Genomic DNA, 22,495 nt, shown 5'->3' on the forward strand with positions numbered 1-22,495 from the left:
ATGACTGACGTATCGCTCACCGCACCTGACCGCTCGCGGCTCCCGACCATCGTCGCGATCGCGGCTATCGCGCTCGTGATCGCATTCCTGGCGCTGCATCGCATCGGCGCGTCCGACGTATGCGGCGGCGACGAAGCCGTCGAGGGAATCGTCGTGCAGCAGATGGTCGAAGGCGGACACCTCGTACCCACCGGCAACAGCGTTATCCCGATTTTCAAGCCCCCGCTGTTCCATTGGACTGCGACTGCGATCGATCGCGTGCTCGGGATCACCAAGGTCACGGCCGCTAACCTCCGTTATGCGTCTGCCTTCTACGCGGTCGCGGGCGCGATCCTCGCGATGGGCTTCGCCGCGAGCATCCTGGGATTCAATGGCGCGATCGTCGCGGGCCTCGCGCTTGCGGGCGCCTACCAGTACATCGGACTCGCGCGATTCGGCCGCGTCGACATGACGCTGACGTTCTACGAAACGCTGGCGCTGTTCGCATTCATATGGTGGATGCCGCGGCGCAGGCAGGGCGGCGAATTCGGAGCGCCACGCCTGGTGATGCTCTACCTGATGGCGATCGCCCTCGGCCTCGGCGTACTCGCCAAGGGCCCGGTGGGAGCTTTGCTCCCGGGCGCGGCGATCGTGATCTTCATGATCGCCCAGCGGCGCGCGCATCAGATCGTGGCGATGCTCGACCCTGGCGCGATCATCATCGGCGGCGTGATCGCATCGAGCTGGTATCTCATCTGCTATTTCGGCGGCCGCGACGCCGCGTTGAATCGCCAACTCGGCAGCGAAAACGTCGGCCGCTTTTTCGGCGCCTTAGGCGCGATGCCGCCCTGGTACTACCTGAAACCGCTCTTCCTGAATTCCGCGCCCCTGAGTCTCTTCGTCCCCGTGGCAGTAGCGCTGGCACTTTCTGAACCCCTCTCCCGTTACTTCACGGGAGAGGACGCCGCGCAAAGCGCGGCAGGTGAGGGTGCTGATGCCTCTCACGCCCGCGAATGCATCCGCCTGTTCGCGATCTTCTGGCTTGTCACCGTGATCTTCTTCACGCTCGCATCCTACAAACGCCGCAACTACCTGCTCCCGCTATGGCCGGCCTCATCGGTGATGCTTGCGTGGCTTATCGTCGCAATTCCACCCGCTCGTTATCGCGCGATCGCGCTCCGCGCCTTCGCCGCGATCTGCGCAGTGCTTATAGTCTTCAACTTCATCTATGTTCCGCGCCGCGAAGTGGCGACCTGCGGCGGCGATTCATTCCGGCCTGTGGTCGAAGAAATCGATCGTGTGGTCGGACCGGGCGATCCGCTCTATCTCTACGGCTTCAGCGACGACCTCGCGCCGCTGCTCTTCTATCTCGATCGCACCGCACCGATTCTCGACGGCCGCCTTGGCGACGCTCCCCCTGGCTACGTGCTCGTGCCTGAAGATGTGTGGAAAGAAAACCAGGCCCAGGCGCTCGACCTCGAACCCGTCATGACGTCCGAGCACGGAACCCGCAAGCTCGTCCTGCTGCGCCACGGCGCTTCGTACGCCGAGGCTCGCAGCATCAACGGGATAAAGTTCCCCGACTTGGCGGAGCGAGCGACTTCTTCCGTCATGGTGAACTTCGTTCGCGTTGCTCACTGCGCTCAGAATGACGGACTCGATAGCAGCCAATACATAGAAATGAGAATAAGCAGACGCCTCATCTTGAGAGCGATGCGAGCTTTTCGAAGAAGTCTGGGAATGTCTTTGCCACGCAGCCCGGATCTTTGATTGTGATGCCGGGTTGCTTGAGGCCCGTTACCGCGAAGGCCATTGCGATGCGATGGTCTTCGTAGGTTTCGATTTCTGCGCCGTGGAGCGATGACGGCTCGATCTCGAGGCCGTCTTCGGTGCCGTGGACGCTGGCGCCAAGCCGCTTCAATTCTGTCACGAGCGCGTGGAGGCGGTCGCTTTCGTGATGGCGGATGAAGCCGACGCCGCGAATCTTTGTTGGCGACGAGGCGAACGGCGCGATCGCGGCGAGCGTCGCCACCATGTCGGGCATCGAGTTCATGTCGATGTCGATGCCGCTGAGGGTGCCGCTGCCTTCGATCTCGACGACGTTGTCGAGCCACGTCAGATTCGCGCCCATCTTTTCGAGCACACTGAGAAAGCCCGTGTCGCCTTGCACCGAATTCTTCGTCAGATGCGGGAGGCGGACGCGGCCTCCGACGAGCGCTGCCGCTGCCGCGAAGTAACTCGCGCTCGAGGCGTCAGGCTCGACGACGTAGCGCTGCGCGCGATACCACTGCCCGCCCGGCACCGTGATCTGATCTCCCGCCACCGTGCTCGTTGCACCCCACGTCTCCATCACACGCAACGTCATGTCGATGAACGGCCGCGCCGCTTCGCCGATCACCGTGAGCTTGATGCCATGCGGCCACAGCGGGGCCGGCATCAGCATCGCGGACACGAACTGCGACGACAGGCGCGCATCGATCGTGGTTTGGCCGCCTTCGAAGCGATGCCGTGATGCGTCCACGATTATCGGCGGACAATTGTTGTCGCGTTCGCTGTAGATACTCGCGCCGAGCCGTTCCATTGCGTCGAGCAGCGGGCCGATCGGCCGCTGGCGCATCCGCTGATTGCCGTCGATTCGGTAGCGGCCTTCACCAAGTGTGAGCATCGCGACCAGGAAGCGCATCACGGTGCCCGCGCCGCCGATGTCGAGTTCGGCGCCGCGCGTTGGGATCATGCCGCCCTGGCCGCCGACCGTGATCCGCCGCGCCGCTTCGTCAATTTCGACGATGAAGCCGAGCGCGCGCAGCGCCGCCGCCATGTAGCGGGTGTCGTCGCTCAAAAGCGCGCGCTCGATCACGCTGCGGCCCTGCGCGATCGACGCAATCAGCATCGCGCGGTTGGTGATGCTTTTCGAGCCGGGTATTTCGACGGTTGCCGCGATCGGCCTGTTCAGCGGTATGACTTCGAATCGATCCAACTAAGAGATGTCTCGTGGCGTTATTAGACGTGGAATCTTCAAAGGCAATGGATAGCAGGCGCTGATCGTCGATGCCAGCGAAGCGCCTCAATTGCCCTGCGGCACCGGCGGAAACGTCACTCTTCCCGCGATGATATCCTGCTCGGCGGACGTCGCGCGATCGACGGCGGCGTGCGGAATCTTTGGCACGAGCGCATCGTTGAAGACGACGCGCACGAGGCCGTCCTTCATCCCATACTCGATCATCGCGGGATGAAATTTATGGTCGCGCACCTCGGCCGCGATCTTCAAGAACGAAGCGGGAATGTCGGTGACGGCGCTCGCGAGGATTGTCCCAGGCATCACGGAGTTTTGATTGCGATTGGTGCCGAAAGCAAAAATCTGCGACTGTGCGGCAGCCTGGAACACGCCGAGGCCGGCCGCGTCAGCCTCGTGATAGAGCAGATCGGCGCGCTGGCTTACCTCGGCGAGCGCCGCCTCTTTCGCCGCGCCGACATCCTCGAAGTTGCCGATATAACTGATGAGGACCTTGCCGTCGGGGCGAGCCGAGATGAAGCCGCGCTTGTAACCATCGAAGGTGAAGCGGATCGACGGCAACTGGATGCCGCCGACGGCGCCGATCACGCCGGTCTTGGTCACGCCTCCCGCCAGTACGCCGAGTACGTAGGCAGCCTCCTCGATCTTGAACGACAGCGACGCGACGTTGCTCGCCGAGCCGCTGCCTGACGTGATCACGAAGGTCGTATCGGGGAAAAGCTTCGCCACTTTCAGCGCCGTGTCGGTGTACTCGAAGCCGTGGGCGAAGATCAGGTTGAAGCCGCGCGAGCCGAAATCGCGAAACGCGTCCTCGAAGTCCGCCGGCGACGTGGTCTGCACCATCGCGGTTTCGGCGCCGAGATTCTTTTTGATCAATTGAAGACCTTCGAACGCCGATGCGTTCCATCCGGCGTCGCTGATCGGTCCTGGCGTGAGTAACGCGACTTTGAACGCCGCTGAAGAAGGCTGTGCGGGGGCCGTGCCGCTCGCGCGACATCCGGCGATAAAAAGCAACAGGAAGGAGAGCGCAGCCGCACAGAAAGCTGATTTTAGAGTCGGGAAATGCAACAAGTATCGCGCGTTAGCCAATCTGTGCCTCTTCCTACAGAGTTCGCATTTGTTGACTATCAGAGCAGACGGCTGTATTCGATATCTGGTCCTTCTATGCCGATGGGAAGGGATCCACGGCATTGGAGGTAGATCGTAAAGGTATGATGAGCTTGCGGGGCGTTTCGAATTATCGGGGCAGGTTGCTGAAGATCGCCGGAGCAATGGCGCTCGGCGCGGCTCTGGTATTGACGCGCGCGATTCCCGGCTCCGCAGAAACCAGTTTCCATTTCCCCGAACCGGTCGCGATTCAACCCAACGTACAATTCTGGGTTAACGTCTTCACCGAATACTCCGTTCGCGATTTTGTCCTCGTCGATCGCGATAACGTCACGCAGATTTACCAGGTCTTCCATCTGCCCGGCGACGGCCAGCCGACGCGCGACGATATCGACTGGGTGAACGCGTATCTCAAGTCCAAGTACGGCGACATGCTGACGCAGCTCGGCAGCGGTCATCAGCCGAACACGTATGATGAGCGCCGCGTCGCCGCGATGTTCCAGGGCAAGTCCGTAAGTGCGTACCTTGAAGCCGCGCAGAATCTCCGGGTGCAGGAAGGCCTCAAGGAAAATTTCCGCCACGGCCTGCTGCGCAGCCGTTACTACCTGCCCACGATGGAGCGCATCTTCAAGAGCGCAGGATTGCCGCCTGAGCTGGTGACGCTCGCGCAGGTTGAGTCGGGCTTCGAAGGCGGCGCGCGCTCGGGAGCCGGCGCGGTCGGTATCTGGCAGTTCACGCGCGCCACCGGCAAGCAATATCTGAAGATTGGACGTTACCGTGATGAGCGCCTGAATCCAGTGCGCGAGACGATGGCGGCGGCGAAGCTGTTGCGCTCCAACTACGATCTGCTCGGCGACTGGCCGCTCGCGATCACCGCTTACAATTACGGCACCGGCGGAGTGGCTCGCGCAGCCGACGAATGCAACGGCGATTACTGCAAGATCGTGAAGACCTACAGCGGGCCGCACTTCGGCTTCGCGGTTAAGAACTACTACGCGGAATTTCTCGCTGCCCTACAAGTGCATCAGCACGAAGAAGAGTTCTTTCCGGGCATCGAGGACGACGAAGCGGCGCCACCCAAGCCGATCAGCGAAGTGATCGCGCATCCTTCGAGTCATCACTCGAAGAAGTCGTCAGTGCATCGCGCCGCGTCGCATTCGCGGCATCATCACAAGAAGATCCAGACCGCGCAGAACACCTGAACTGCAGAGCCCCTCACCGTTCACTACAAATCGTCGATCGTTCTCAGCCGCGCGAACTCGCGTCGGCGACCCTGGTGTGCGGGCTGACCGCGCGATAGCTTGGGCGCTCGCGCAGCCGCTTCAGGTATGCCGCCGTGCGGGGAAAAGCCGTGAGATCGAAGTTATCGACCTCGAGCACCATCGCCAGCGGCGTGTATGCCGCATCGGCTAGCGAGTACTGTCCGCAGACGTACTCGCCGTCGTGCGCGAGAACCTTCTCGATGTAGGGCAGATCGCGATTGCGCAGCGTCTCGCGGCCTTTCTCCATCTGCTCGGCGTTGCGCTTCGCGGGCTCGCTCCAGTACGGCATCCAGATCGGAGGCAAGCTGCCCGCCAGCAGCGCCTCGTCGGCGAATTGCTCGGTGAGCCTCACCATCATCCGCTCGACGGGATCGGCAGGCAGCAAGCTCGGCGTCGGAAAGCGATCTTCGAGATATTCATCGATCACGGTCGAATCGAAAACCACGCGGCCGTCGTCGTCCTCGATATACGGCACCTTGCCCAGCGGATGCATCGCGAGCATCTCGGGCGGCTTCTTCCAAAGATTGCCCGGCGGAAGATTTTCGATGCGATACTTGAGACCCTTCTCCTCGAGCACGATCTTGGTCTTGCTGGCGTGCGTCGAGCGCAGCGTGCCCCAGGGATAGTCGCGTTCGGTAGTGTAGAGTACGATCATGTGATTTCTCCTCGCGCGGGCGCGCTCCGAGCTTAGCACCGTCGGATGGCGCCGAGAATTCGCTCGAGGCAGATTACTCTGATCGATGGCACAACGGGCGGCGATAGCATCCGATCTCAGCGGACTCGCGGATCGATTCCGCGGCGCGCTCGGCAACCAGCGGCTCGCGAGCCGCGCGATCGCGTCGGTTGCGTCGCGTGCGCCCGACGAGCGCCTTGCAATCGCATCGGGGCTTCGTCTGGGGGAGCAATCGCCCGCTGGTCTGAAAAAGCTCCTGCTCACGCGCCAGCTCGCCGACGATCTCTTCTTCTGCCTCGGCTCGTCGGAGCTCATTGGGGTCGAGCTAAGTTCGATAGGCTCGGAGTGGGCGACGGATTTTCTGCGGGCGAACGAAGAATCATGCGATTCGCTGATCGAATCGATCGTATTCGAACCTCCGCACTTTGACGACCGGCGCAGCGCGGCCCAGGCCATCGCGGCCTTCAAGCGGCGGATGTTTATTCGCATCGCGATCGGCGACTTGCTCGATCGTCTGACGGTCGCGGAGACGGCGCGTGCGATGTCGGCGCTGGCCGACGAATGTATCCGTGCGGCCTACGCCGCGGCGCTCGATTTGCTCGGCGATCGCGGCAAGACCGTGGGCAAATTCTGCGTGCTGGCGATGGGCAAGCTTGGCGCCTGCGAGCTCAACCTCAGCTCGGACATCGACCTGATCTATCTGCACGAGGCGACCGCCGATCAGAACGCGCTCGAAGCCGCCGCGCGCCTGGCCGAATTGATTACCGAGCTTCTTGCCGCTGGCTCCTTTCGCGTTGACATGCGGTTGCGCCCCGGCGGCCGTTATTCACCGCTTGTTACGACACTCAACGGCGCGCTGGAATTTTATGAGAGCCTTGGGCAAACCTGGGAACGCGCCGCGCTGCTCCGCACGCGGCCGGTCGCGGGCGCGCTCGACGTCGGCCGCGAGTTGCTCAAGGAGCTGACGCCGTTCATATATCGGCGCTACCTCGACTTCGACACGCTGCGCCAGCTTCGCGCGATGAAGCGGCAGATCGAGGCCGAGCTGCGCGATCCCGCCATGATCGAGCGCAACATCAAGCTCGGTCGCGGCGGAATTCGCGAGCTCGAGTTCATCGTGCAAGCGCTGATGCTGATCTACGGCGGCCGCGATCCGCGCCTTCGAACCGAGCAAACGTTCCTCGCGCTGCAACGGCTCGAGACCCACGGCTATGTCCCTGCCAACCGCGCGCGGCAACTTGCCGATGCCTACTCGTTTTTGCGCGATACGGAACACAAGCTGCAGGTGATCGCGGGATTGCAGACCCATGTGCTGCCCAGTGAACCGGCGGCGATGCGTGCGCTCGCGGCGCGGCTCGGGCTCGGCAAGGACTACGATGCGATCGCGCGGCTCAACGCGCGGCTCAAGCAGCATCGCGATTTCGTCGCGACGCAGTTCCGCGAGACTCTCGCTGGCGGCGAAGATATCGAGGTCTCGAGCGCGGTCTCGCCCACGGCGCGTGCGGCATGGGAAGCAGCGCTCGATCCCGCCTCCTCACGCCGTCAGCTCGAAGAGCTGGGATTCGCAGTGGCCAAGGAAAGCTCGCGTCATCTGCTGATGCTCGCGCGCGAGCCCGAGCATGTGCATTCGAGCCCGCGCCGCCGCGAGCTTGTCGATCAACTCGGGCCGCTGATGCTCGATGAAATCGCGCGGCTTCCCGACCCCGATCTAGCGCTGAAGAACCTGGCCGATTTCATCGCGTCAGTTGGCGCGCGCACCTCGTTCCTCGCGCTCTTGGAGCAGCATCCGGCGACACGGCGGATCCTGCTCCGGCTCTTCGCCTCGAGCGCGTACCTCTCGACGATTTTCATTCGTCATCCTGACATGCTCGACACTCTCGTCAGGTCGGATATCGCGCGCCCGCGGCGCACCACGCAGGAATTGCGCGACGAGGTGCGCGAGCTCACCGCGGCCAGCGCCGACTTCGAGAGCAAGCTCGATGCGCTGCGCGTCTTTCGCCATCAGGAATTTCTGCGAATTTCGATCGCCGATCTCGCCGGCGATCTCGACATCGAACAAGTCGAATGCGAGCTCACCGCGCTGGCCGAGGCGGTGCTGACTCAGGCGCTCGAAATCGCGCGTGCCGAAACCGCGCTCAGATTCGCCATCCCGCCGACGCTCAAGATGTGCACGATCGCGATGGGCCGGCTTGGTGCGAGCGAGATGTCGTATAACTCGGACCTCGATCTGATCTTCGTCTTCGACGATCGCGACGAGTCCGCCGACAGCCGCGAGGTCGCCGCGCGGCTCACGCAGAAGCTGATCGCGGTGCTCGAATCCCGCACGCGGGAGGGCTATGCCTACAAGCTCGATCTGCGGCTGAGACCTTCGGGCAACGCCGGCCCGCTTGTGACGTCGCTGGAAAGCTTCCGCGAGTATCATCGCAAGAGTTCCGCGGTGTGGGAGCGGCAGGCGCTGGTGCGCGCGCGCGTGGTCGCGGGCGACGATGAACTAGCTGCGGCAGTCGAAAGCGCGCGCGAGGAATTCGTCTTCGGCCACTCGCTCACTGATAGTGAAGTCACCGAGATCCACGCGATGCGCATTCGGATGGAGCGCGAAATCGGTTACGAGAACGGCAGCCATCTCAATATCAAGCAGGGTCCCGGCGGACTCGTCGATGTCGAGTTCCTGGCCCAGATGCTCGCGCTGCGCTACGGAGTACGCGATCCGGAACTGCGGCTGCGCGGCACGATTAAGATGATTTCGAAACTCGAGCAAGCCGGAATCATGGCAGCGCATGACGCGGGGATCCTGCGCGAGGGCTACCGGTTTTTATCGCGGCTCGAAAATCGGCTGCGCATCGAAAGCGATCAGCCGGCGTGGGCCGTTCCGACCGATCCTGCCGCGCTGGGACCGCTCGCGCGGCGCATGGGATTCGAAGGCGCCAATGGCGCCGACCAGTTACTTTCCGAGCTATTGCATCGCCGCGCGAGGATCCGTGCGATCTTCGAGCATCAGTTTGCCCGCGAACTGTCCGCGCAACACTAAAGGCCATCATTCGAACGTCAGTTTGATTCCGCCGGCGAAGGTGAAGCTCGGCGCGCGAAATCCGATGGCCTCGAAATAACTGCGATCGAGCATGTTCGTGAACTTGATGAAGGCCTCCTCGTTGTGAACGTGCCATGCCGGAACGCCGGCGGCGTACGACGCGACCGCGTCGACGCGGTTGTACGCCTGTAGATTTTGAACCATTCCCTCCTGATTGAGGTCGTCGCGATCGCCGACGAAGATGTAGCGTACGTTCGCGGTTACGCGATCGCGCGGCAGGAATCCCAGCGGGAACTGGTATTGGAGCACTGATGCCGCCGAGTACTTCGGCACCCGAAGCGGTTGCGCCGTCGAGCCGCTATTGTCGACGTGCGTCTCATCGAGGATCGTGACGTAGCCGCTGAAACTAAGGCCCTTCATCGGTGTGACCGCAGGAACGATCTCGACGCCCTGGGTATCGACGCGCGCAGCGTTGCCGGCGGTCGAGAAGTCCGGCGCGATGTTGGTTGGGATCGTGACAATCTCGTTGTGAATGCGCCGCGAGAAGTATGTTGAAGTCAACGATCCCCATTCACCGAAAGTTGTGGTGAATCCGCCATCATATTCGCTGGAAATTTCGGGCGACAAATTGGGATTTCCGAAACCCGGGAAGTACAGCTCGTCGAATGACGGCGCGCGAAACCCTTCACTGTAGCTGCCGCGCAGTGTCGTCCAGAATTTTGGCAGCGGAATCGCGACCGACCATGACGAACTTTCCTCGTCGCCGAACGAGCTGTTGCCGTCAACGCGAAATCCACCGGTGGCGAGCAGGTGACCGTCGAAGAAACTGCCCTCCTGTTCGAGGTAGCCCGCATATTCCTGGCGGCGCGCGTTGAAGTCACTTATCGACGGAGGCCCGAAGACAGGATCGTCGAATACGCTGGTGGATCGCGCCCATCGATCCTTGAAATCGAAACCGAGGAGCGTGCGAAAGCCCTCCAGATCGATCCCGAGGAACTTGCGAGAACTATCGAACCAGGTGATGAGCCCCTCGATATTGCCGCCGCGAATTTCTTCCGGGATGTGATCGACTTCGTTTTGTTGGTTGCCAAAATACGGCGTCGAGTTGTCGCGGATATCGTTGCGCACGAACGAGGTGAACGAGCGCAGCATGAAGTGCTCGTTGAAATGATGCTCGATCTCACCCTTGAAGAGCATGAACTCGCCGCGCTGATGCGCATTCGGATTGAGCGGCGATCCAAGCGCAATCGAAAACGTCGGCAGGCTTACGTTCGAGCGGATGTAGCGCGCAAAACCGCGGAACGTCGTCTTGTCGCTCAGGTGATAATCGAGCCTGAGCGATCCTGACAGGTTGTCTGAGTTATCGTTAACGAGACGGTAGCCCTCGGTCGAGAAGTATGAGATCGCCGCCGAGTAGCCGAGCTTCTCGTAGGACCCATTCAACGTCGCCTGCTGCAGCTCCGATGCGCGCGTGCCGCCTTCGGAAAGGAACGTTGCCTTGGCGGGACCCTCACCTTCCTGCGAAAGCACGTTCACTACGCCGCCGATCGCCTGCGAGCCATAGAGCGCGCCGCCCGCGCCGCGCAGCACTTCGATTCGATCGACGTTGTCCGTCGTCAGGTTCGCCATGTCGAAAGCGCCGGTGGTGCCGGTGTTAACTTCGACGCCATCGATCAGGATGAGCGTCTGCGAGGATGACGCGCCGCGAATCGACACGTCGCTTTCCGTTCCCGGCGATCCGAGCTGCGTGACGATTACGCCCGGAACCTCGCGCAACGCGTTCGCCGCCTGCTGGATCTTCTGATCGTTAATCTGCTTGTCGGTAACGACGCTGAGCGTGGTGCCGATATCGGCGAGCGGCTGCGCGATTCGCGTCGCCGTGACGACCAGCTGCGAGAGCTGCTTCTCGCCAGGCTTCGCCTGCGTGCTCGCTTTCTGACCGCCGCTGCTCTTCGAAGAGCCAACGGCTTTGCCTGCGGCTTTCGCATTGCCCGGTTGCGCGGGCGTTGTATTGCTCGCAGCGGGAGGATCGGCAAAAGCCCATCGTGCGCCCGCGCAAACAAGGAGTGAACCTAGAATAACTGCCAGAAATGATGATCGAGCCATGAACTCCTCCGCGTTCGTGCGCTTTCAACGCGGCGGAGTGATCGGGCGAAAAAAATCCGACCCCTCGCGGATGAGGAATCGGGTTTCGAGGGGCATCGCGCCCGCGCAACCCTCCCCGCGGAAGGCGACACCTAAAGCACGGCCGGTCTCCTGACTTGGGGATCATCCTCGGGTCCGCCTTCCCGCCGAAGCAGTGGCTTGATGGACCTTCGTCTCCCGTTACAGTTGCGGGGCAGCGCCGGATTCTCACCGGCTTCCCGTACACCGTGCGAGGCAATAGTTACGTTCAACCGCGCCATCAGTCAATGAGCAGCAAGCGACGCGCGAAATTTTCACGCGCAATCGCTATCGCGTATGCTGAATCGCGATGGCGAAAATCACACTGCTCACGGGCGGCGCACGCAGCGGCAAAAGCACGCGCGCTCTCGAGATCGCGGACGCCGCCGGCGCGGGTCGCCGCTTCTTTATCGCATCCGGCGAAGCGCTCGACGACGAGATGGCCGTGCGCATCGCGCGGCACAAGGAAAACCGCTCGAAGGAATTCGAAACCATCGAGGCGCCGCTCAAGGTCGCCGAAGCGATCGCATCGCTCGATGTTCCCGCCGCGATCGCGATTTTCGACTGCCTGACCTTGTGGGTTTCAAACTTGATGGGCAGCGGCGCAAGCGACGCGGAAATCCTGGGCGAAGCAGATCGACTCGCGAAGACGCTCACGGCTGCGCCGTTTCCAGTCGTGGTCGTCACCGACGAAGTCGGGATGGGGATCGTGCCCGACAACGCGATGAGCCGGCGCTATCGCGATCTGCTCGGATGGACGAATCAGAAAATCGCGGCCGCGGCCGACCAAGTGATCCTGATGGTCGCGGGTTGTTCGCTAAGAGTTAAGTAGCCGCGCTCACGCCGCCATCACGATCAGCGCAAGCACTTCGACCAGTTCGCCGCATGCGCCGATCAGATCGCCCGTCACGCCGCCGAGCCAGCTTCGATAGAACGCCCGCATCAGCATCGGCACGATCATCGCCGCAAAGGTCGCCGCGATCGTGCGCTCGGAAAGCACCAGTGCCAGTGCGATCGCCACTGTCAGCCCCGCGATAAAAGAACGGCGCGTGCTCCGCGAGCCAACGAGCGAAGTGCCTGCGCCGCCGGGTCTGACGTAATCGATTCCCGACGCGACCGAGATCATCGCCCAGCGCGCGAGACCCGGCACGAAAAAAAGCGCCGCATACCGGCGCCATCCGGCGAGTGTCGCCAGCGCGAGGAACTTCAGCGTAAGATCGAAGATCAGCGCGATCGCGCCGAAGCTGCCGATCCTGCTGTCGCGCAAAATTTCGAGCGCGCGCGTGCGATCGCCTCGCGCGCCGAGCGCGTCCGCCGTGTCTGCGAGCGCATCGAGATGAATCGCGCCGGTGATGAGCGTGAGCGAGAGCACATCGAGCACCGACCGCAGTGTCTGCCCCAGACGAATCGCGAGAAAGCGATCCTCGACACAGAGCGCGGCGCCGAGCACAAAACCCACCAGCGGAAACCACGCGAAGGACGCGGCAACGGTTTCCTCGGCAGCGCGCCTTTCGTCGAGGACCGGAACTATTGTCAGGAAGCTGAGAGCAAGCTGGAACTCTTGGCGGAAGCCGGCCCCCGGCGGAGCTGTCGTGCCGGCATGCGAGTCTTCGTCGTTCATCGCACTTTGCCCGATACGCCGGCCGCCGCGAAGGTCGCCATGTTGTGAAACAGGTCAAGCGCCGACTCGATCACGTTCATCGCAAGTGCCGCTCCGGTCCCCTCGCCCAGGCGCAGATCCAGATTGAGCACCGGCCGGACCCGCAGATGCTCAAGCACCAGCGCGTGGCCACCTTCGGCCGAGCGATGGCTGAAAATCAAATGGTCGGCGACGCGCGGGCAAATTTTGATCGCGGACGCGGCCGCTGCGGTCGAGATGAAACCGTTCACTACTACGGGTACGTTCGCCGCCGCGCCGCCGATGCAGAATCCTGCCAGCGCAGCGATCTCGAATCCGCCGATAGCGGCGAGTATCGAGACGCCGTCGCCGAACGCGCTGCGATGGAGTTCGAGCGCGCGCACAACGACTTCGACCTTGCGCCTGAGTCCGAGGTCGTCGAGTCCCGTGCCGCGCCCGACGATTGAAGCGGGTTCGATGCCGGTCAGCACCGCGAGAATTGCGGCAGCGGGCGTGCTGTTTGCGATCCCCATCTCGCCGGTACCGAGAATCGTCGCACCTTTATCAGCGAGCTCGCGCGCGACCTCGATTCCGATTTCAAGCGCGCGGCACGTCTCGTCGATCGTCATCGCGGGGCCGCTGAGAAGATTACGCGTGCCGGCGCCGACGCGTCTGTAAGTCACGCCCGCGAGCGGCGCGGCGCTGGTGTCGATTTTGACGCCGACATCGATTGTGCGCAGCTCGTAGCCGAAGCGGCGCGCGAGCACGCTGATCGCGGCGCCACCGCCCGCGATGTTCTTCAGCATCTCGACTGTGACCGCTTGCGGAAACGCGCTGACGTTCGCCTCAGCGACGCCGTGATCCGCGACGAAGACCGCGATCGCGCCGCCGCCCCATCGCGCGTTGCCGTCGCGGCGGATCGCGGCGTAGCGGCGCACCAACTCCTCGAGATAACCGAGGCTGCCGGGAGGCTTGGTGAGCGAGCCGAGCCGCGCGTCTGCGGCCCAGGCCTCTTCTTCGTCGAGCGGGCGAACGGCTGCGATAGTGTCATCGATTAAGTTCATCGTAGTTGAGAGCAGGATCGCATCACGGACCGCGAAATCGAGCAAGCGCGTCGCGCGCGGCAGCGACGAGGCATTCATTATCAGCCCGCATGCTGACCGCGACGCGATACATGCCGGAGCGGCATCCCGGCATCGCAGCCAAGTCGCGCACGACGATCTGGTGGCGCAGCACCTGAGCGGCGAACGCGCTCGGCGATGGTTCGTGGGCAACTTCGAACATCAGGAAGTTAGCGGAGGAGGGGAAGACTCGAATGCCGTCGATCGCCGATAGCTCGCGCGTAAGGAAATCACGCTCGCGCGATACCACTTCGCGAGTTCGATCGAGATATTCGGGCGGCGCATCGAGGCAAGCGAGACCAACGGCCAGAGCGGCGGAATTAACCGACCACGGTTCGATACTGTCGCGCAGCATCCCGATAAATTCGGGCTCCGCGATCACGAAACCGAGCCGCAGGCCTGCGATCGAAAAACTCTTTGTGAGCGAGCGAAGGACAACGACTCGATGCGTCGAAACGAGGCGCGCCACGGATTTCGCACGAGCTGCAAAATCGATAAACGCTTCGTCGATCACGAGCCGTGCGTGATTGCGCGCGCATCGATCCGCGATTGCTGCGATCAGCGCGTCGCTGAGCATCGCGCCCGTCGGGCTGTTGGGACGTCCGATCCAGATTGCGTCAGTGCCCGTTTCGAGCGCGGCATCGATTTCGGAAAGATCGAGTTTGAAGTTGTTCTCGGCGCGCAGCGTGATCGAACAGGCTTCGGAGCCGGCGAGTGCCAGTCCATTTGCGATCTCGCTGAAGGTCGGAATCACGACGTGCGCGCGACGCGCCTTCATCACGCGCGCGGCGAGATAGATCAACTGAATCGATCCGTTGCCGGCCAGAACATTGCTCGGCGTCACGCCGACTCTTTCGGCGAACTTTGCCTCAAGCTCGAACGGATGAGCGGGCGGATATGCCGCGATCTTTTTGGCGGCCGCGTGGTAGGCATCGATCGCTTCCCGAGGCGGACCGAGAGGATTGAGACTCGCGCTGAAATCCAGCAACCCTTCCGGCGCGGCGCCGCCATGCGAGCGATCGAGCGCTATCTTCATCCGAAGATCCAGCGGCAGAGCGCGATGGCGAGAAATGCGATTAGCGTCGCGTAATGCAGAATCGTGCGCGATTTCTGAATCGTCTCGACGTCGATCGGGTTGAGGGCGTCGCCGAGCGTCGCGCGATCCTCGACCTGGCCCGCGTAAGCTGCGGCGCCGCCGAGCTGCACGCCCAGCGCACCGGCCATTGCGGCCTCGGGATAACCGGCATTCACGCTCGCGTGCCGGTACGCATCGCGCGCGCACATTCGCAGCGCTTCGCGTCCAGTCGCGAAAAGAATCGAAGCCGCGCCCGCGATGCAGAGTGCCGACAGCCGGGCCGGAACATAGTTAGCGATATCGTCGATCCGCGCGGCGGCGCGGCCGAAGTTCAGATAGCGCTCGTCACGATAACCGATCATGGAATCGAGAGTATTGGCAGCCTTGTATGCGATCGCGCCGACCGGACCGGCGATGAAAAGAAACAGCAGCGGCGCGATCACGGCATCGCTGGAATTTTCCGCCACCGACTCGACCGTCGCGCGCGCGATACCTTCGCGATCGAGCGCGTCGGGATCGCGGCCGACCAATGCCGGCAAAGCAGTTCGCGCGGCGGCGAGATCATTGAGGATCAGCGCGCGTTCGACCGCGAGTGCAGAGTCGTCGAGCCCGCGCATCGCGAGCGTGGTCCATGCCAAGGCGACCGCAGCCACGGCGCCAAGGAACGGGCTCCCGCGATCGATCACCGAAATGACGAAATAGGCGACGATGGCTGTGAGGCCAATTACGCCGAGCGCGAGCAGGCGGCCGTTGCGCCGATCGCGACGCCGGTCCCCGGTGCGCAGGCCGCGCTCGCCGCTCGCGATCGCGGCGCCGATTAGGCGCACCGGATGCGGCAGCCACGCCGGATCGCCGAGCAGCAGGTCGGCGCCGAGCGCGAGCGCGATCAGCGGAGTCGAAAGATGGGTTGCGTGAGTCATCGATCAAAGACCGTTCTTCGCAAGCGCGCGTGAACAACTCGTCATCGCTGCACGTCCGATCAATTCGCCGAGCCGAGTGTGTTTGCCGCAATAGTCGTGCGCTGGAAGACGATCCGGGCAAGCGACGATGATGCAATCGGTGCCGGTGCCGGTCGCGGGCTTGCGTGACACGGTGCTGCGCACGTGCGCGTCAAGCACGGCGGCGACGCGGCCTTCGGTTGCGATCTGGATCGCCTCGACCATCGCCGCTTCGCTGAGCGGCTGATTGATCGCGACGATGAGATTGATCGTCCCGGGCAGCATCGATTCAACCGTAGCTGAATCGCCAACGCGAAGCGCGTTCGAGCATCCCGCGGTACACCAGGCGCTGACGACTAGATCGCCGCGGGTCAGCGTGAACGTCGCAACCCGCCGCACTTTCGCGCCGGTCATCATCGCGACGGTGCGCCGCGGATCATGACCGAGCGATCGCGCGACGCGCGAGAGGTGACGGCGCGGCGCTTCGGTGGCGGCGCGCTCGCCGATCTCGACCTGGTGATTGATGATCAGACTTGCACGCGAGCGGCCTCCACCGAGCGGCGCCCATCCGAGGATGCGATAAACCTCGGGCAAATGGACGACGAGATTGCGGCCAGCGATTTCGGATCGCCACGGCGCGGAGCGCTGCAAGTGTTTATCGGCGGCGATCGCCCGGCAGGATGTCACGCCAGATTGACGGATTGTCGATCGCGTTCTTGAGTTCATCGCCGCGCGCACTATCTCCCTTCCACGAGTCGAAGTGCAACAGCGATCGCGGCGGCATCCGCGCCGCCCACTCCGCGGTTTCGAGCAAGGGGCGGTCAGGAAATTCGCGCACGTAGCCGAGGCAGAGATACGCGACGGGAATGACGCCGCGCGGGATGTCGAAAATCTCCGCCAGTGCGTCGTTGCGCAGGATACTCACCCATCCCATGCCGAGGCCCTCGGCGCGCGCCGCGAGCCACATGTTCTCGATCGCGAGGCACGCCGAATAAATCTCGACGTCGTCGATGCTGCTCTTGCCGAGCACGCCGGGGCCGAAGCGGTCGGGCGTGCAGGTCACGATGAGGTTGAGCGGCGCCTCGAGGATTCCCTCGAGCTTGAGCGACAGGAACTTTTCGCGGCGCGCGCCTGAAAATGAATCGGCGTTCTTGATTCGTTCGCGCTCGAAGATTTCCTTGACGCGCCGGCGACGCTCGATGTCGCGCACGACTATGAAATCCCACGGTTGCGTAAATCCCACGCTGGCCGCGTGATGCGCCGCGATCAGGATGCGCGCGAGCACATCGTCGGGAACCGGATCGGCGATGAACTCCCGGATATCGCGGCGCCGGAAGATCGCCTCGTAGAGACCGCGCCTGAGCGCTGCCTCGAAGGCGTGATGATTCCGATCAGCCATGCTGCACTGACTTTGCGAGCGGGCGAATTGCGATTGGAGAGCGGGCGAAGCTCGGTGCCTCGCCCGCTTGAGATGCGTTTTTCAGGAGGCGGCCTTTTTCGCGGCCTCGAGGGCGGCCGCGTAGTTGGGCTCGCTCGCGACTTCCTTGACGTATTCGACGTAGGTCACGTTGTCGTTCTTGTCGACGACGAATACCGCGCGCGCCAGCAGGTAAAGCTCCTTGATGAGCGCGCCGTATTTGTGGCCGAAGTCCGCGCCGCGATAGTCGCTGATCGTCGTCACCTTGTCGACGCCGGCCGCGCCGCACCAGCGCGCCTGCGCGAACGGCAGGTCCATCGAGATCGTGACGATCTCGACGCCGCCGGGAAGCTTGGCCGCTTCCTCGTTGAACTTGCGCGTTTCGGTATCGCAGACGGGAGTGTCGAGCGACGGAAGCGCGGAAATGATTTTGACCTTGCCTTTGAAAGTCTCGAGGCTGGCGGGCGCCATGCCCTTGCCGACCGCGTTGAAGTTGGGAGCTTTCTGGCCGACCTTCAATTCGGGGCCAACCAGCGTCATCGGATTACCGCGCATCGTTACTGCGCCTGAACGTTCTTCGGCCATGAGCAAAACTCTCCTTCGAGAATGCGGAAATGAGGTTCTCTCGACTCTATCCAGTCAGGCGATCTGCGTAAACATCGCGAAACCGCCGGTACTGGCGTCAGACGCCAGTGCCAAACCGCCGGCGCGTGGCTCTGACTAGGAGCTGCGATATCGCGAGCGGCGCTCGGCTTCGAGGATATCGGCGACGTCGCGCGGCGGACGCTCCGGCATCCAGCCCTTGGTGTAGTCGCGGGTCTCCCAGGTGCGATCGGTCGCGTCCCATACATAAGGAAGTTGCACGATCGTTCCGGGCTCTTTGATCGTGTCGAACGCGCGCATCGCGTCGCGCACGATTTGGCGCTGCAACTCGGGCTCGTTCGGTTTGCCGGTCTGATGACCGAGCGGAAAGTTCACGAACACCGCGCGCGGCGCCTTCACCGCCTGCGTGATGTCGAGCGCCGAGGTCATACAAAGGGTAGGAATTCCAGCCTCTTCGACCACTCGGGCAATCAGTCCAACGGACTGATGGCATACGGGTCAGGCAGGCACCAGGTAGAAAGCGTCGGCGTGCGCGGCCTTGAGCTCGTCGACGATCTGCGGCGCCAGCTCGTCGCGCACTTTGCGCGAGGAATAGATTCCGCCCATGAACGTGAACGCCGGATCGCAGAGCGCGCCGATCACGCCCGCGGTCTCGAGCTCGCGCATCCGCTCGAGCGGAAAAACGCAGTTCGGATCCTGTTCGGCATCGGCGGTCGGATAGCCGAAGTGCCAGATGTTGAGATCGTCGCGGTTCGCGTCTTTCGGGATGCGCCGATAAGAGGCGTCCTCGCGATGAAAGCGCGGCTGGTCGCGATACATTACGCCGCCCGAGCTCATCAGCGCGACGCGGCACTCGGCGATCGGCTTGGTCAGCGGAGTGAACGGAACGTTATCGTTCACGACCCAGCGATACGGCTTGAAGTCGCTGTAGAGCTCTTTGGTGCGGGGAATGTATTCGACCGGCATCGTGACAAACTCCTTCAGCGCAGATGCGGCATCACTTCGGCGGTGAAGCGCTCGAGTGAGCGGCGCGCCTTTCCGGGCGCGAGACCCGGCAATTGCGTTACCGTGATCAGCTCCGTCATCCGCCCCGATGCTATCACCTCGCGCAGCTTGGCGACGACCTCGCACGGAGAGCCGAGCACGCTGGTGCGGCGGAGCCGTTCCGGATCGGGGCGAATCAGGATCTTCGTCGGGTCGTTGGTTTTGGCCGCCGCCGAAAGCCACTTGCCGTAGAGCTCGGCCTGGTACATCAGCGCGTCGCGCGTGTCGTCCCAGGCTCGCTGTTCGCTGTCGGCGACGTAGACGACGCGGCTGTTGACGAGACTGTAGCGCGAAGGATCCTTGCCCGCGGCCTTCATCGCCTCGACATAGATTCCCATCTCCTTACGGCCGCCGACGCATGCGAACGACATGTCGAGCTTGGCCGCGCGGCGAATACCGGCGGGCGCGCCCGCGCCCCACAGCAACTCAGGATGCGGTTTGCTGGCGGGAGGCGGCAGTACGCGCACGTCGCGCAGCTTGAAATATTTGCCATCGAAGCTGAAACGCTCGCCCGTCCATGCGCGCTTCAGGATTTCGATCGTCTCGATCGTACGGCCGAACCGCTCGTCGCGCGGAATTCCAAAGCCATCGAACTCCTCGGCGCGATAGCCGAGGCCGAGACCGAGCCGCAGCCGTCCACCGGAAATCACGTCGACGACGGCCGCATCCTCGGCGAGTTTGAGCGGATGGAAAAATGGCACGAGCAGCACGAACGTTCCGATCGTGACGCGCCGGGTGCGTGCGGCGATTGCAGCCGCCATCGGCAGCATCGAGGGCAGATAGCCGTCGTCGGTGAAGTGATGCTCGGTCAGCCAGATCGAATCGAAGCCGGCGCGATCGCAATACTCGACCTGGCTGAGGGTATCGCCGTAAAGATCGGTGAACGAGATCGGCGAGTCGGGCGGGTTCCTGAAATCAACCTGGTATCCGATTTTGATTCGCGCCATTGCTCCTCGCAGGCGACGCTCAGCGGCAGCTCAGGCCGCCGTCAACGATAAGTTCGGTTCCGGTGATGTACGAGGCATCGTCGGAGAGCAGAAATACGATCGCGCTCGCGATCTCCCATGGCGTGCCCTGCCGGCGCATGGGAATTCGCGGCGCGACCTGCGCCTCGCGATCGCCGATCTCGCGCCGCACCATCGACGAATTGATGAGCCCCGGCAGAATCGTGTTGACGCGAACGTTGGAGCGCGCCGCGGTGACCGCGGCGGATCGACCGAGGCCAAGCAGCGCGGCTTTCGTCGCCTCATATGGAATCATCGAGTTGCTGCGCAACGCGGCGAGCGAAGAAACGTTGACGATCGCGCCGCCGCCGGACTTTTCGATCTCGGGAAGCGCATGGCGCATCGCGAGAAAATGGCTACGCACGTTGACCACGTGCATCTTGTCGAATTGCTCGGTCGAGGTTTTGAGCAGGTTGCCGCCGATCCCGATTCCGACGTTGTTGACCAGCAGATGAAGCGCGCCAAAGCTTTTCACCGTCGCTTCGATCGCTGATTTGATCTGCGCTTCGTCACTGACATCAGCGGCGATCGCTTGCGCGCGCCCACCTTCGGCGCGAATTGCGGCGGCAGTTTCCTCGGCGAGGGCAAGTGATTTGTCGGAAACCATCACCGTCGCGCCTTCGCGGGCGCATACGATCGCGGTTGCGCGCCCATTTCCGATCGAGAGCTTCTCGCCGGTATTCGGCGGGCCGTCGGCGCCGCCACCGAAAATCAACGCGACCTTGTTCTGAAGCCGTGCCATGATGCGCCTCCGGATGGGAATTCCAGCCGAGAAATAGCGCAATCAGGCAAAGCTTGCACGCGCGGCGCGATGGCTCGCCGCGCTCATGATGCGGGGAAGTTCGCGCTAAGCGCCGTCGCGATTCTGAAACCTGCCGATCCCGGGCTCCGGTGCGATGTTAAGAATCTCGCGCCCGTAGATTTCGCCCAGGTACTCAATCAAGTTGCGCATCGAGATCACTTTGGTCGCTTTGCCGCTCTCATCGATGATCGGGATATGCCGAAAGCCCTCGAGCACCATGCGGTTGAGCGCAAACGCGACCGTGGCATCAGCGGGCAGCGTGTAGGGATCAGGCGTCATGAAGGATTCGATCGTGGTGTTCTCCACGTCGATCGGATTGGCGGCAACTTTCATCAGGATGTCGCGCTCGGTGAAAATTCCCGCGAGCTCGCCGGCGCGATTGATCAGCACGCATGCGCGCCGCTCCGCGCGCATCGTGCGGATCACATCGGCGAGAGAAGTGGTTATTTCGAGAACCAGCGGCGCGAGCGCCGCAACATCAGCCAGCTTGTCGTGAGCGAGCGCTGACTCAAGCTCGCTCGGCCCGGGGCATTCCTCGTCGAACATCTGTTCGCGATCGTCATCGGCATCCCGCATAAGAGAGCCTCCCGGTCGTGATTTGCACCTCGCAAGCTATTGCTTTGCCACAGTTACAGCAAAGGCCGCATTGGCGGCGTCAGATGGCTGCCTCCCAGACAACCTCGACCTGGTCTTCGGAACTGATGATCTCGCCCTTGGCGAGCGTCTTGCCGCTCGACACCGTACTGACGGTAAAGGCTTTGGAGAGATCGATCGTATGATGCTGCGTTCCGGCGCTTATGCTCTGAAATGTGACGCTGCCGAAGTTAGGCTCCTCGCTCTCGATCGACTCGACGATCCACTCGACGCTGGTTCCGTCGTAGGGATTGGTTCCCGACGGATCGGCGACGCCGACGCTGATCGCGACGTTGGTGCTCTGGTTCATCATGCTGACAAAGCCGTGGTCGGATTCCGGCGCGCAGACGAGAACGCTTACGACGTCACCGGGCTGAATCGCTAGATTGTCGATGACGTAGCCTGCCGGAAACCATTCGGTCCACGCCCAATAGCTCACGCTGCTGCCGGATAACGTTGCCGCGGTGCCGGCTTGAAGCACCTGGCCCGAATTCCATCCGCCGAGGCCGACCCAGAATCCGACGATCTGCGTACCCGGCTCGCTCGGCTTGGTACTTATCGCCGGTACCTTCCACTCGGCGTAAACCATATTCGCCGGCTCAGGAGGACTCAGGTTGAGCGACGGTACATTGACGACGGCGCCGGCCCAGTCTCCTTCGAGACTGAACTTGTTAGTTTTGGGCAAAGCGCGAGGCCGGGTATGCCACGCCGTGGTTTCGACGAGATGCGCTTTCTGGAAAATGGGTTTTCGCGCGAAGGCGCGGTCCCAGAGCTTGCGCAGGCCCGGCTCTTTTGCGGGATCGGGACGGCGTGGCAATCCATACAGTGCTAGACTACGATCCGATGCAGTGGCGGGATCGAAATTGCGTGGTGGCGCCTCAAAAATAGTCACTTTCATTTTTCTTTCTCCTTTCAATTGAAATGTGAATTCAGTGCATCGGCTCGAATGTCGAAGCATCGCAACGCTTTCCGATATACAGACGTTCAAATTCGATGAACCGGGATGTTCAGCGGC

At 62.6% G+C, this 22,495-nt stretch carries 21 protein-coding genes and 1 riboswitch; of the genes, 4 read left to right on the forward strand and 17 right to left on the reverse strand.

Annotated elements, in window-relative coordinates:
• Window positions 1-1,749 (forward strand): phospholipid carrier-dependent glycosyltransferase, encoded by a 1,749-nt coding sequence (locus tag VMA09_19495; protein HUA35804.1) that lies wholly within the window; start codon window positions 1-3, stop codon window positions 1,747-1,749.
• Here VMA09_19495 and aroA read toward each other — a convergent pair.
• Window positions 1,679-2,956, reverse strand: a complete 1,278-nt coding sequence (gene aroA / locus VMA09_19500) for a 3-phosphoshikimate 1-carboxyvinyltransferase (protein ID HUA35805.1) — start codon at window positions 2,954-2,956, stop codon at window positions 1,679-1,681. The two genes, VMA09_19495 and aroA, sit on opposite strands and share 71 nt — an antisense overlap.
• A gap of 87 nt (window positions 2,957-3,043) precedes the next feature.
• Window positions 3,044-4,081 (reverse strand): BMP family protein, encoded by a 1,038-nt coding sequence (locus VMA09_19505; protein HUA35806.1) that lies wholly within the window; start codon window positions 4,079-4,081, stop codon window positions 3,044-3,046.
• A 125-nt stretch (window positions 4,082-4,206) separates the two neighbouring features.
• Between VMA09_19505 and VMA09_19510 the strand changes: the two genes are divergently transcribed.
• Complete coding sequence (locus tag VMA09_19510) at window positions 4,207-5,301, forward strand: lytic transglycosylase domain-containing protein (protein ID HUA35807.1); 1,095 nt, start codon at window positions 4,207-4,209, stop codon at window positions 5,299-5,301.
• Between the two features lie 43 nt (window positions 5,302-5,344).
• Here the strand turns inward: VMA09_19510 and VMA09_19515 are convergent, their stop codons facing one another.
• Complete coding sequence (locus tag VMA09_19515; GenBank protein ID HUA35808.1) at window positions 5,345-6,016, reverse strand: glutathione S-transferase family protein; 672 nt, start codon at window positions 6,014-6,016, stop codon at window positions 5,345-5,347.
• Window positions 6,017-6,101: 85 nt separating this feature from the next.
• Here VMA09_19515 and glnE point away from each other — a divergent pair, with 85 nt between their 5' ends.
• On the forward strand, window positions 6,102-9,062 hold the full coding sequence (glnE, locus tag VMA09_19520; GenBank protein ID HUA35809.1) for a bifunctional [glutamate--ammonia ligase]-adenylyl-L-tyrosine phosphorylase/[glutamate--ammonia-ligase] adenylyltransferase: 2,961 nt from the start codon (window positions 6,102-6,104) through the stop codon (window positions 9,060-9,062).
• Window positions 9,063-9,068: 6 nt separating this feature from the next.
• On the opposite strand, the gene VMA09_19525 is transcribed toward glnE, so the two are convergent.
• Window positions 9,069-11,168 (reverse strand): TonB-dependent receptor, encoded by a 2,100-nt coding sequence (locus VMA09_19525; protein HUA35810.1) that lies wholly within the window; start codon window positions 11,166-11,168, stop codon window positions 9,069-9,071.
• A gap of 122 nt (window positions 11,169-11,290) precedes the next feature.
• A riboswitch (cobalamin riboswitch) is annotated at window positions 11,291-11,452 on the reverse strand.
• 83 nt (window positions 11,453-11,535) lie between these two features.
• Here VMA09_19525 and cobU point away from each other — a divergent pair.
• Window positions 11,536-12,057: a bifunctional adenosylcobinamide kinase/adenosylcobinamide-phosphate guanylyltransferase gene (gene cobU, locus VMA09_19530; GenBank protein ID HUA35811.1), complete on the forward strand. Its 522-nt coding sequence runs from the start codon at window positions 11,536-11,538 to the stop codon at window positions 12,055-12,057.
• A gap of 6 nt (window positions 12,058-12,063) precedes the next feature.
• Here cobU and cobS read toward each other — a convergent pair whose 3' ends face one another.
• The 13 genes from cobS to VMA09_19595 form a co-directional block, all read right to left on the reverse strand.
• The gene (cobS, locus tag VMA09_19535) at window positions 12,064-12,846 is read right to left on the reverse strand and encodes an adenosylcobinamide-GDP ribazoletransferase (protein ID HUA35812.1); all 783 of its coding nucleotides are present in this window, start codon (window positions 12,844-12,846) and stop codon (window positions 12,064-12,066) included.
• Window positions 12,843-13,985, reverse strand: a complete 1,143-nt coding sequence (gene cobT / locus VMA09_19540; GenBank protein HUA35813.1) for a nicotinate-nucleotide--dimethylbenzimidazole phosphoribosyltransferase — start codon at window positions 13,983-13,985, stop codon at window positions 12,843-12,845. The genes cobS and cobT overlap by 4 nt, the downstream gene beginning before the upstream one ends.
• The gene (locus tag VMA09_19545) at window positions 13,930-15,000 is read right to left on the reverse strand and encodes a histidinol-phosphate transaminase (GenBank protein HUA35814.1); all 1,071 of its coding nucleotides are present in this window, start codon (window positions 14,998-15,000) and stop codon (window positions 13,930-13,932) included. The genes cobT and VMA09_19545 overlap by 56 nt, the downstream gene beginning before the upstream one ends.
• Window positions 14,997-15,959 carry an adenosylcobinamide-phosphate synthase CbiB gene (gene cbiB, locus VMA09_19550; GenBank protein ID HUA35815.1) on the reverse strand — a complete coding sequence of 321 codons (963 nt, stop codon included), beginning with the start codon at window positions 15,957-15,959 and terminating at the stop codon, window positions 14,997-14,999. The genes VMA09_19545 and cbiB overlap by 4 nt, the downstream gene beginning before the upstream one ends.
• A gap of 3 nt (window positions 15,960-15,962) precedes the next feature.
• Window positions 15,963-16,628 carry an adenosylcobinamide amidohydrolase gene (locus VMA09_19555; GenBank protein ID HUA35816.1) on the reverse strand — a complete coding sequence of 222 codons (666 nt, stop codon included), beginning with the start codon at window positions 16,626-16,628 and terminating at the stop codon, window positions 15,963-15,965.
• A gap of 4 nt (window positions 16,629-16,632) precedes the next feature.
• Complete coding sequence (gene bluB, locus VMA09_19560; protein ID HUA35817.1) at window positions 16,633-17,376, reverse strand: 5,6-dimethylbenzimidazole synthase; 744 nt, start codon at window positions 17,374-17,376, stop codon at window positions 16,633-16,635.
• 81 nt (window positions 17,377-17,457) lie between these two features.
• Window positions 17,458-17,979, reverse strand: coding sequence for a thiol peroxidase (gene tpx / locus VMA09_19565; protein HUA35818.1), 522 nt, complete (start codon window positions 17,977-17,979; stop codon window positions 17,458-17,460).
• Between the two features lie 135 nt (window positions 17,980-18,114).
• Entirely contained in the window at window positions 18,115-18,426 is a 312-nt protein-coding gene (locus tag VMA09_19570; protein HUA35819.1) for a hypothetical protein, read from the reverse strand.
• 69 nt (window positions 18,427-18,495) lie between these two features.
• Complete coding sequence (locus VMA09_19575; GenBank protein ID HUA35820.1) at window positions 18,496-18,963, reverse strand: glycine/sarcosine/betaine reductase selenoprotein B family protein; 468 nt, start codon at window positions 18,961-18,963, stop codon at window positions 18,496-18,498.
• Between the two features lie 14 nt (window positions 18,964-18,977).
• Window positions 18,978-19,988 carry an LLM class flavin-dependent oxidoreductase gene (locus VMA09_19580; GenBank protein HUA35821.1) on the reverse strand — a complete coding sequence of 337 codons (1,011 nt, stop codon included), beginning with the start codon at window positions 19,986-19,988 and terminating at the stop codon, window positions 18,978-18,980.
• 19 nt (window positions 19,989-20,007) lie between these two features.
• Entirely contained in the window at window positions 20,008-20,787 is a 780-nt protein-coding gene (locus VMA09_19585) for an SDR family NAD(P)-dependent oxidoreductase (GenBank protein HUA35822.1), read from the reverse strand.
• A 105-nt stretch (window positions 20,788-20,892) separates the two neighbouring features.
• A complete protein-coding gene (locus VMA09_19590) occupies window positions 20,893-21,423 on the reverse strand; it encodes a CBS domain-containing protein (GenBank protein ID HUA35823.1) in 531 nt (176 codons plus the stop codon).
• A 79-nt stretch (window positions 21,424-21,502) separates the two neighbouring features.
• Entirely contained in the window at window positions 21,503-22,378 is an 876-nt protein-coding gene (locus VMA09_19595) for a G1 family glutamic endopeptidase (GenBank protein ID HUA35824.1), read from the reverse strand.
• Between the last annotated feature and the right edge of the window lie 117 nt (window positions 22,379-22,495).

This window comes from Candidatus Binataceae bacterium (assembly GCA_035508495.1).
Taxonomy (GTDB): domain Bacteria; phylum Desulfobacterota; class Binatia; order Binatales; family Binataceae; genus JASHPB01.

Coding starts and splice junctions, on each gene's coding strand:
- VMA09_19495 (HUA35804.1), top strand. CDS start 1: ATGACTGACGTATCGCTCACCGCACCTGACCGCTCGCGGCTCCCGACC.
- VMA09_19510 (HUA35807.1), top strand. CDS start 4,207: ATGAGCTTGCGGGGCGTTTCGAATTATCGGGGCAGGTTGCTGAAGATC.
- VMA09_19515 (HUA35808.1), bottom strand. CDS start 6,016: ATGATCGTACTCTACACTACCGAACGCGACTATCCCTGGGGCACGCTG.
- glnE (HUA35809.1), top strand. CDS start 6,102: ATGGCACAACGGGCGGCGATAGCATCCGATCTCAGCGGACTCGCGGAT.
- VMA09_19525 (HUA35810.1), bottom strand. CDS start 11,168: ATGGCTCGATCATCATTTCTGGCAGTTATTCTAGGTTCACTCCTTGTT.
- cobU (HUA35811.1), top strand. CDS start 11,536: ATGGCGAAAATCACACTGCTCACGGGCGGCGCACGCAGCGGCAAAAGC.
- cobS (HUA35812.1), bottom strand. CDS start 12,846: ATGAACGACGAAGACTCGCATGCCGGCACGACAGCTCCGCCGGGGGCC.
- cobT (HUA35813.1), bottom strand. CDS start 13,985: ATGAATGCCTCGTCGCTGCCGCGCGCGACGCGCTTGCTCGATTTCGCG.
- VMA09_19545 (HUA35814.1), bottom strand. CDS start 15,000: ATGAAGATAGCGCTCGATCGCTCGCATGGCGGCGCCGCGCCGGAAGGG.
- cbiB (HUA35815.1), bottom strand. CDS start 15,959: ATGACTCACGCAACCCATCTTTCGACTCCGCTGATCGCGCTCGCGCTC.
- bluB (HUA35817.1), bottom strand. CDS start 17,376: ATGGCTGATCGGAATCATCACGCCTTCGAGGCAGCGCTCAGGCGCGGT.
- tpx (HUA35818.1), bottom strand. CDS start 17,979: ATGGCCGAAGAACGTTCAGGCGCAGTAACGATGCGCGGTAATCCGATG.
- VMA09_19570 (HUA35819.1), bottom strand. CDS start 18,426: ATGACCTCGGCGCTCGACATCACGCAGGCGGTGAAGGCGCCGCGCGCG.
- VMA09_19575 (HUA35820.1), bottom strand. CDS start 18,963: ATGCCGGTCGAATACATTCCCCGCACCAAAGAGCTCTACAGCGACTTC.
- VMA09_19580 (HUA35821.1), bottom strand. CDS start 19,988: ATGGCGCGAATCAAAATCGGATACCAGGTTGATTTCAGGAACCCGCCC.
- VMA09_19585 (HUA35822.1), bottom strand. CDS start 20,787: ATGGCACGGCTTCAGAACAAGGTCGCGTTGATTTTCGGTGGCGGCGCC.
- VMA09_19590 (HUA35823.1), bottom strand. CDS start 21,423: ATGCGGGATGCCGATGACGATCGCGAACAGATGTTCGACGAGGAATGC.
- VMA09_19595 (HUA35824.1), bottom strand. CDS start 22,378: ATGAAAGTGACTATTTTTGAGGCGCCACCACGCAATTTCGATCCCGCC.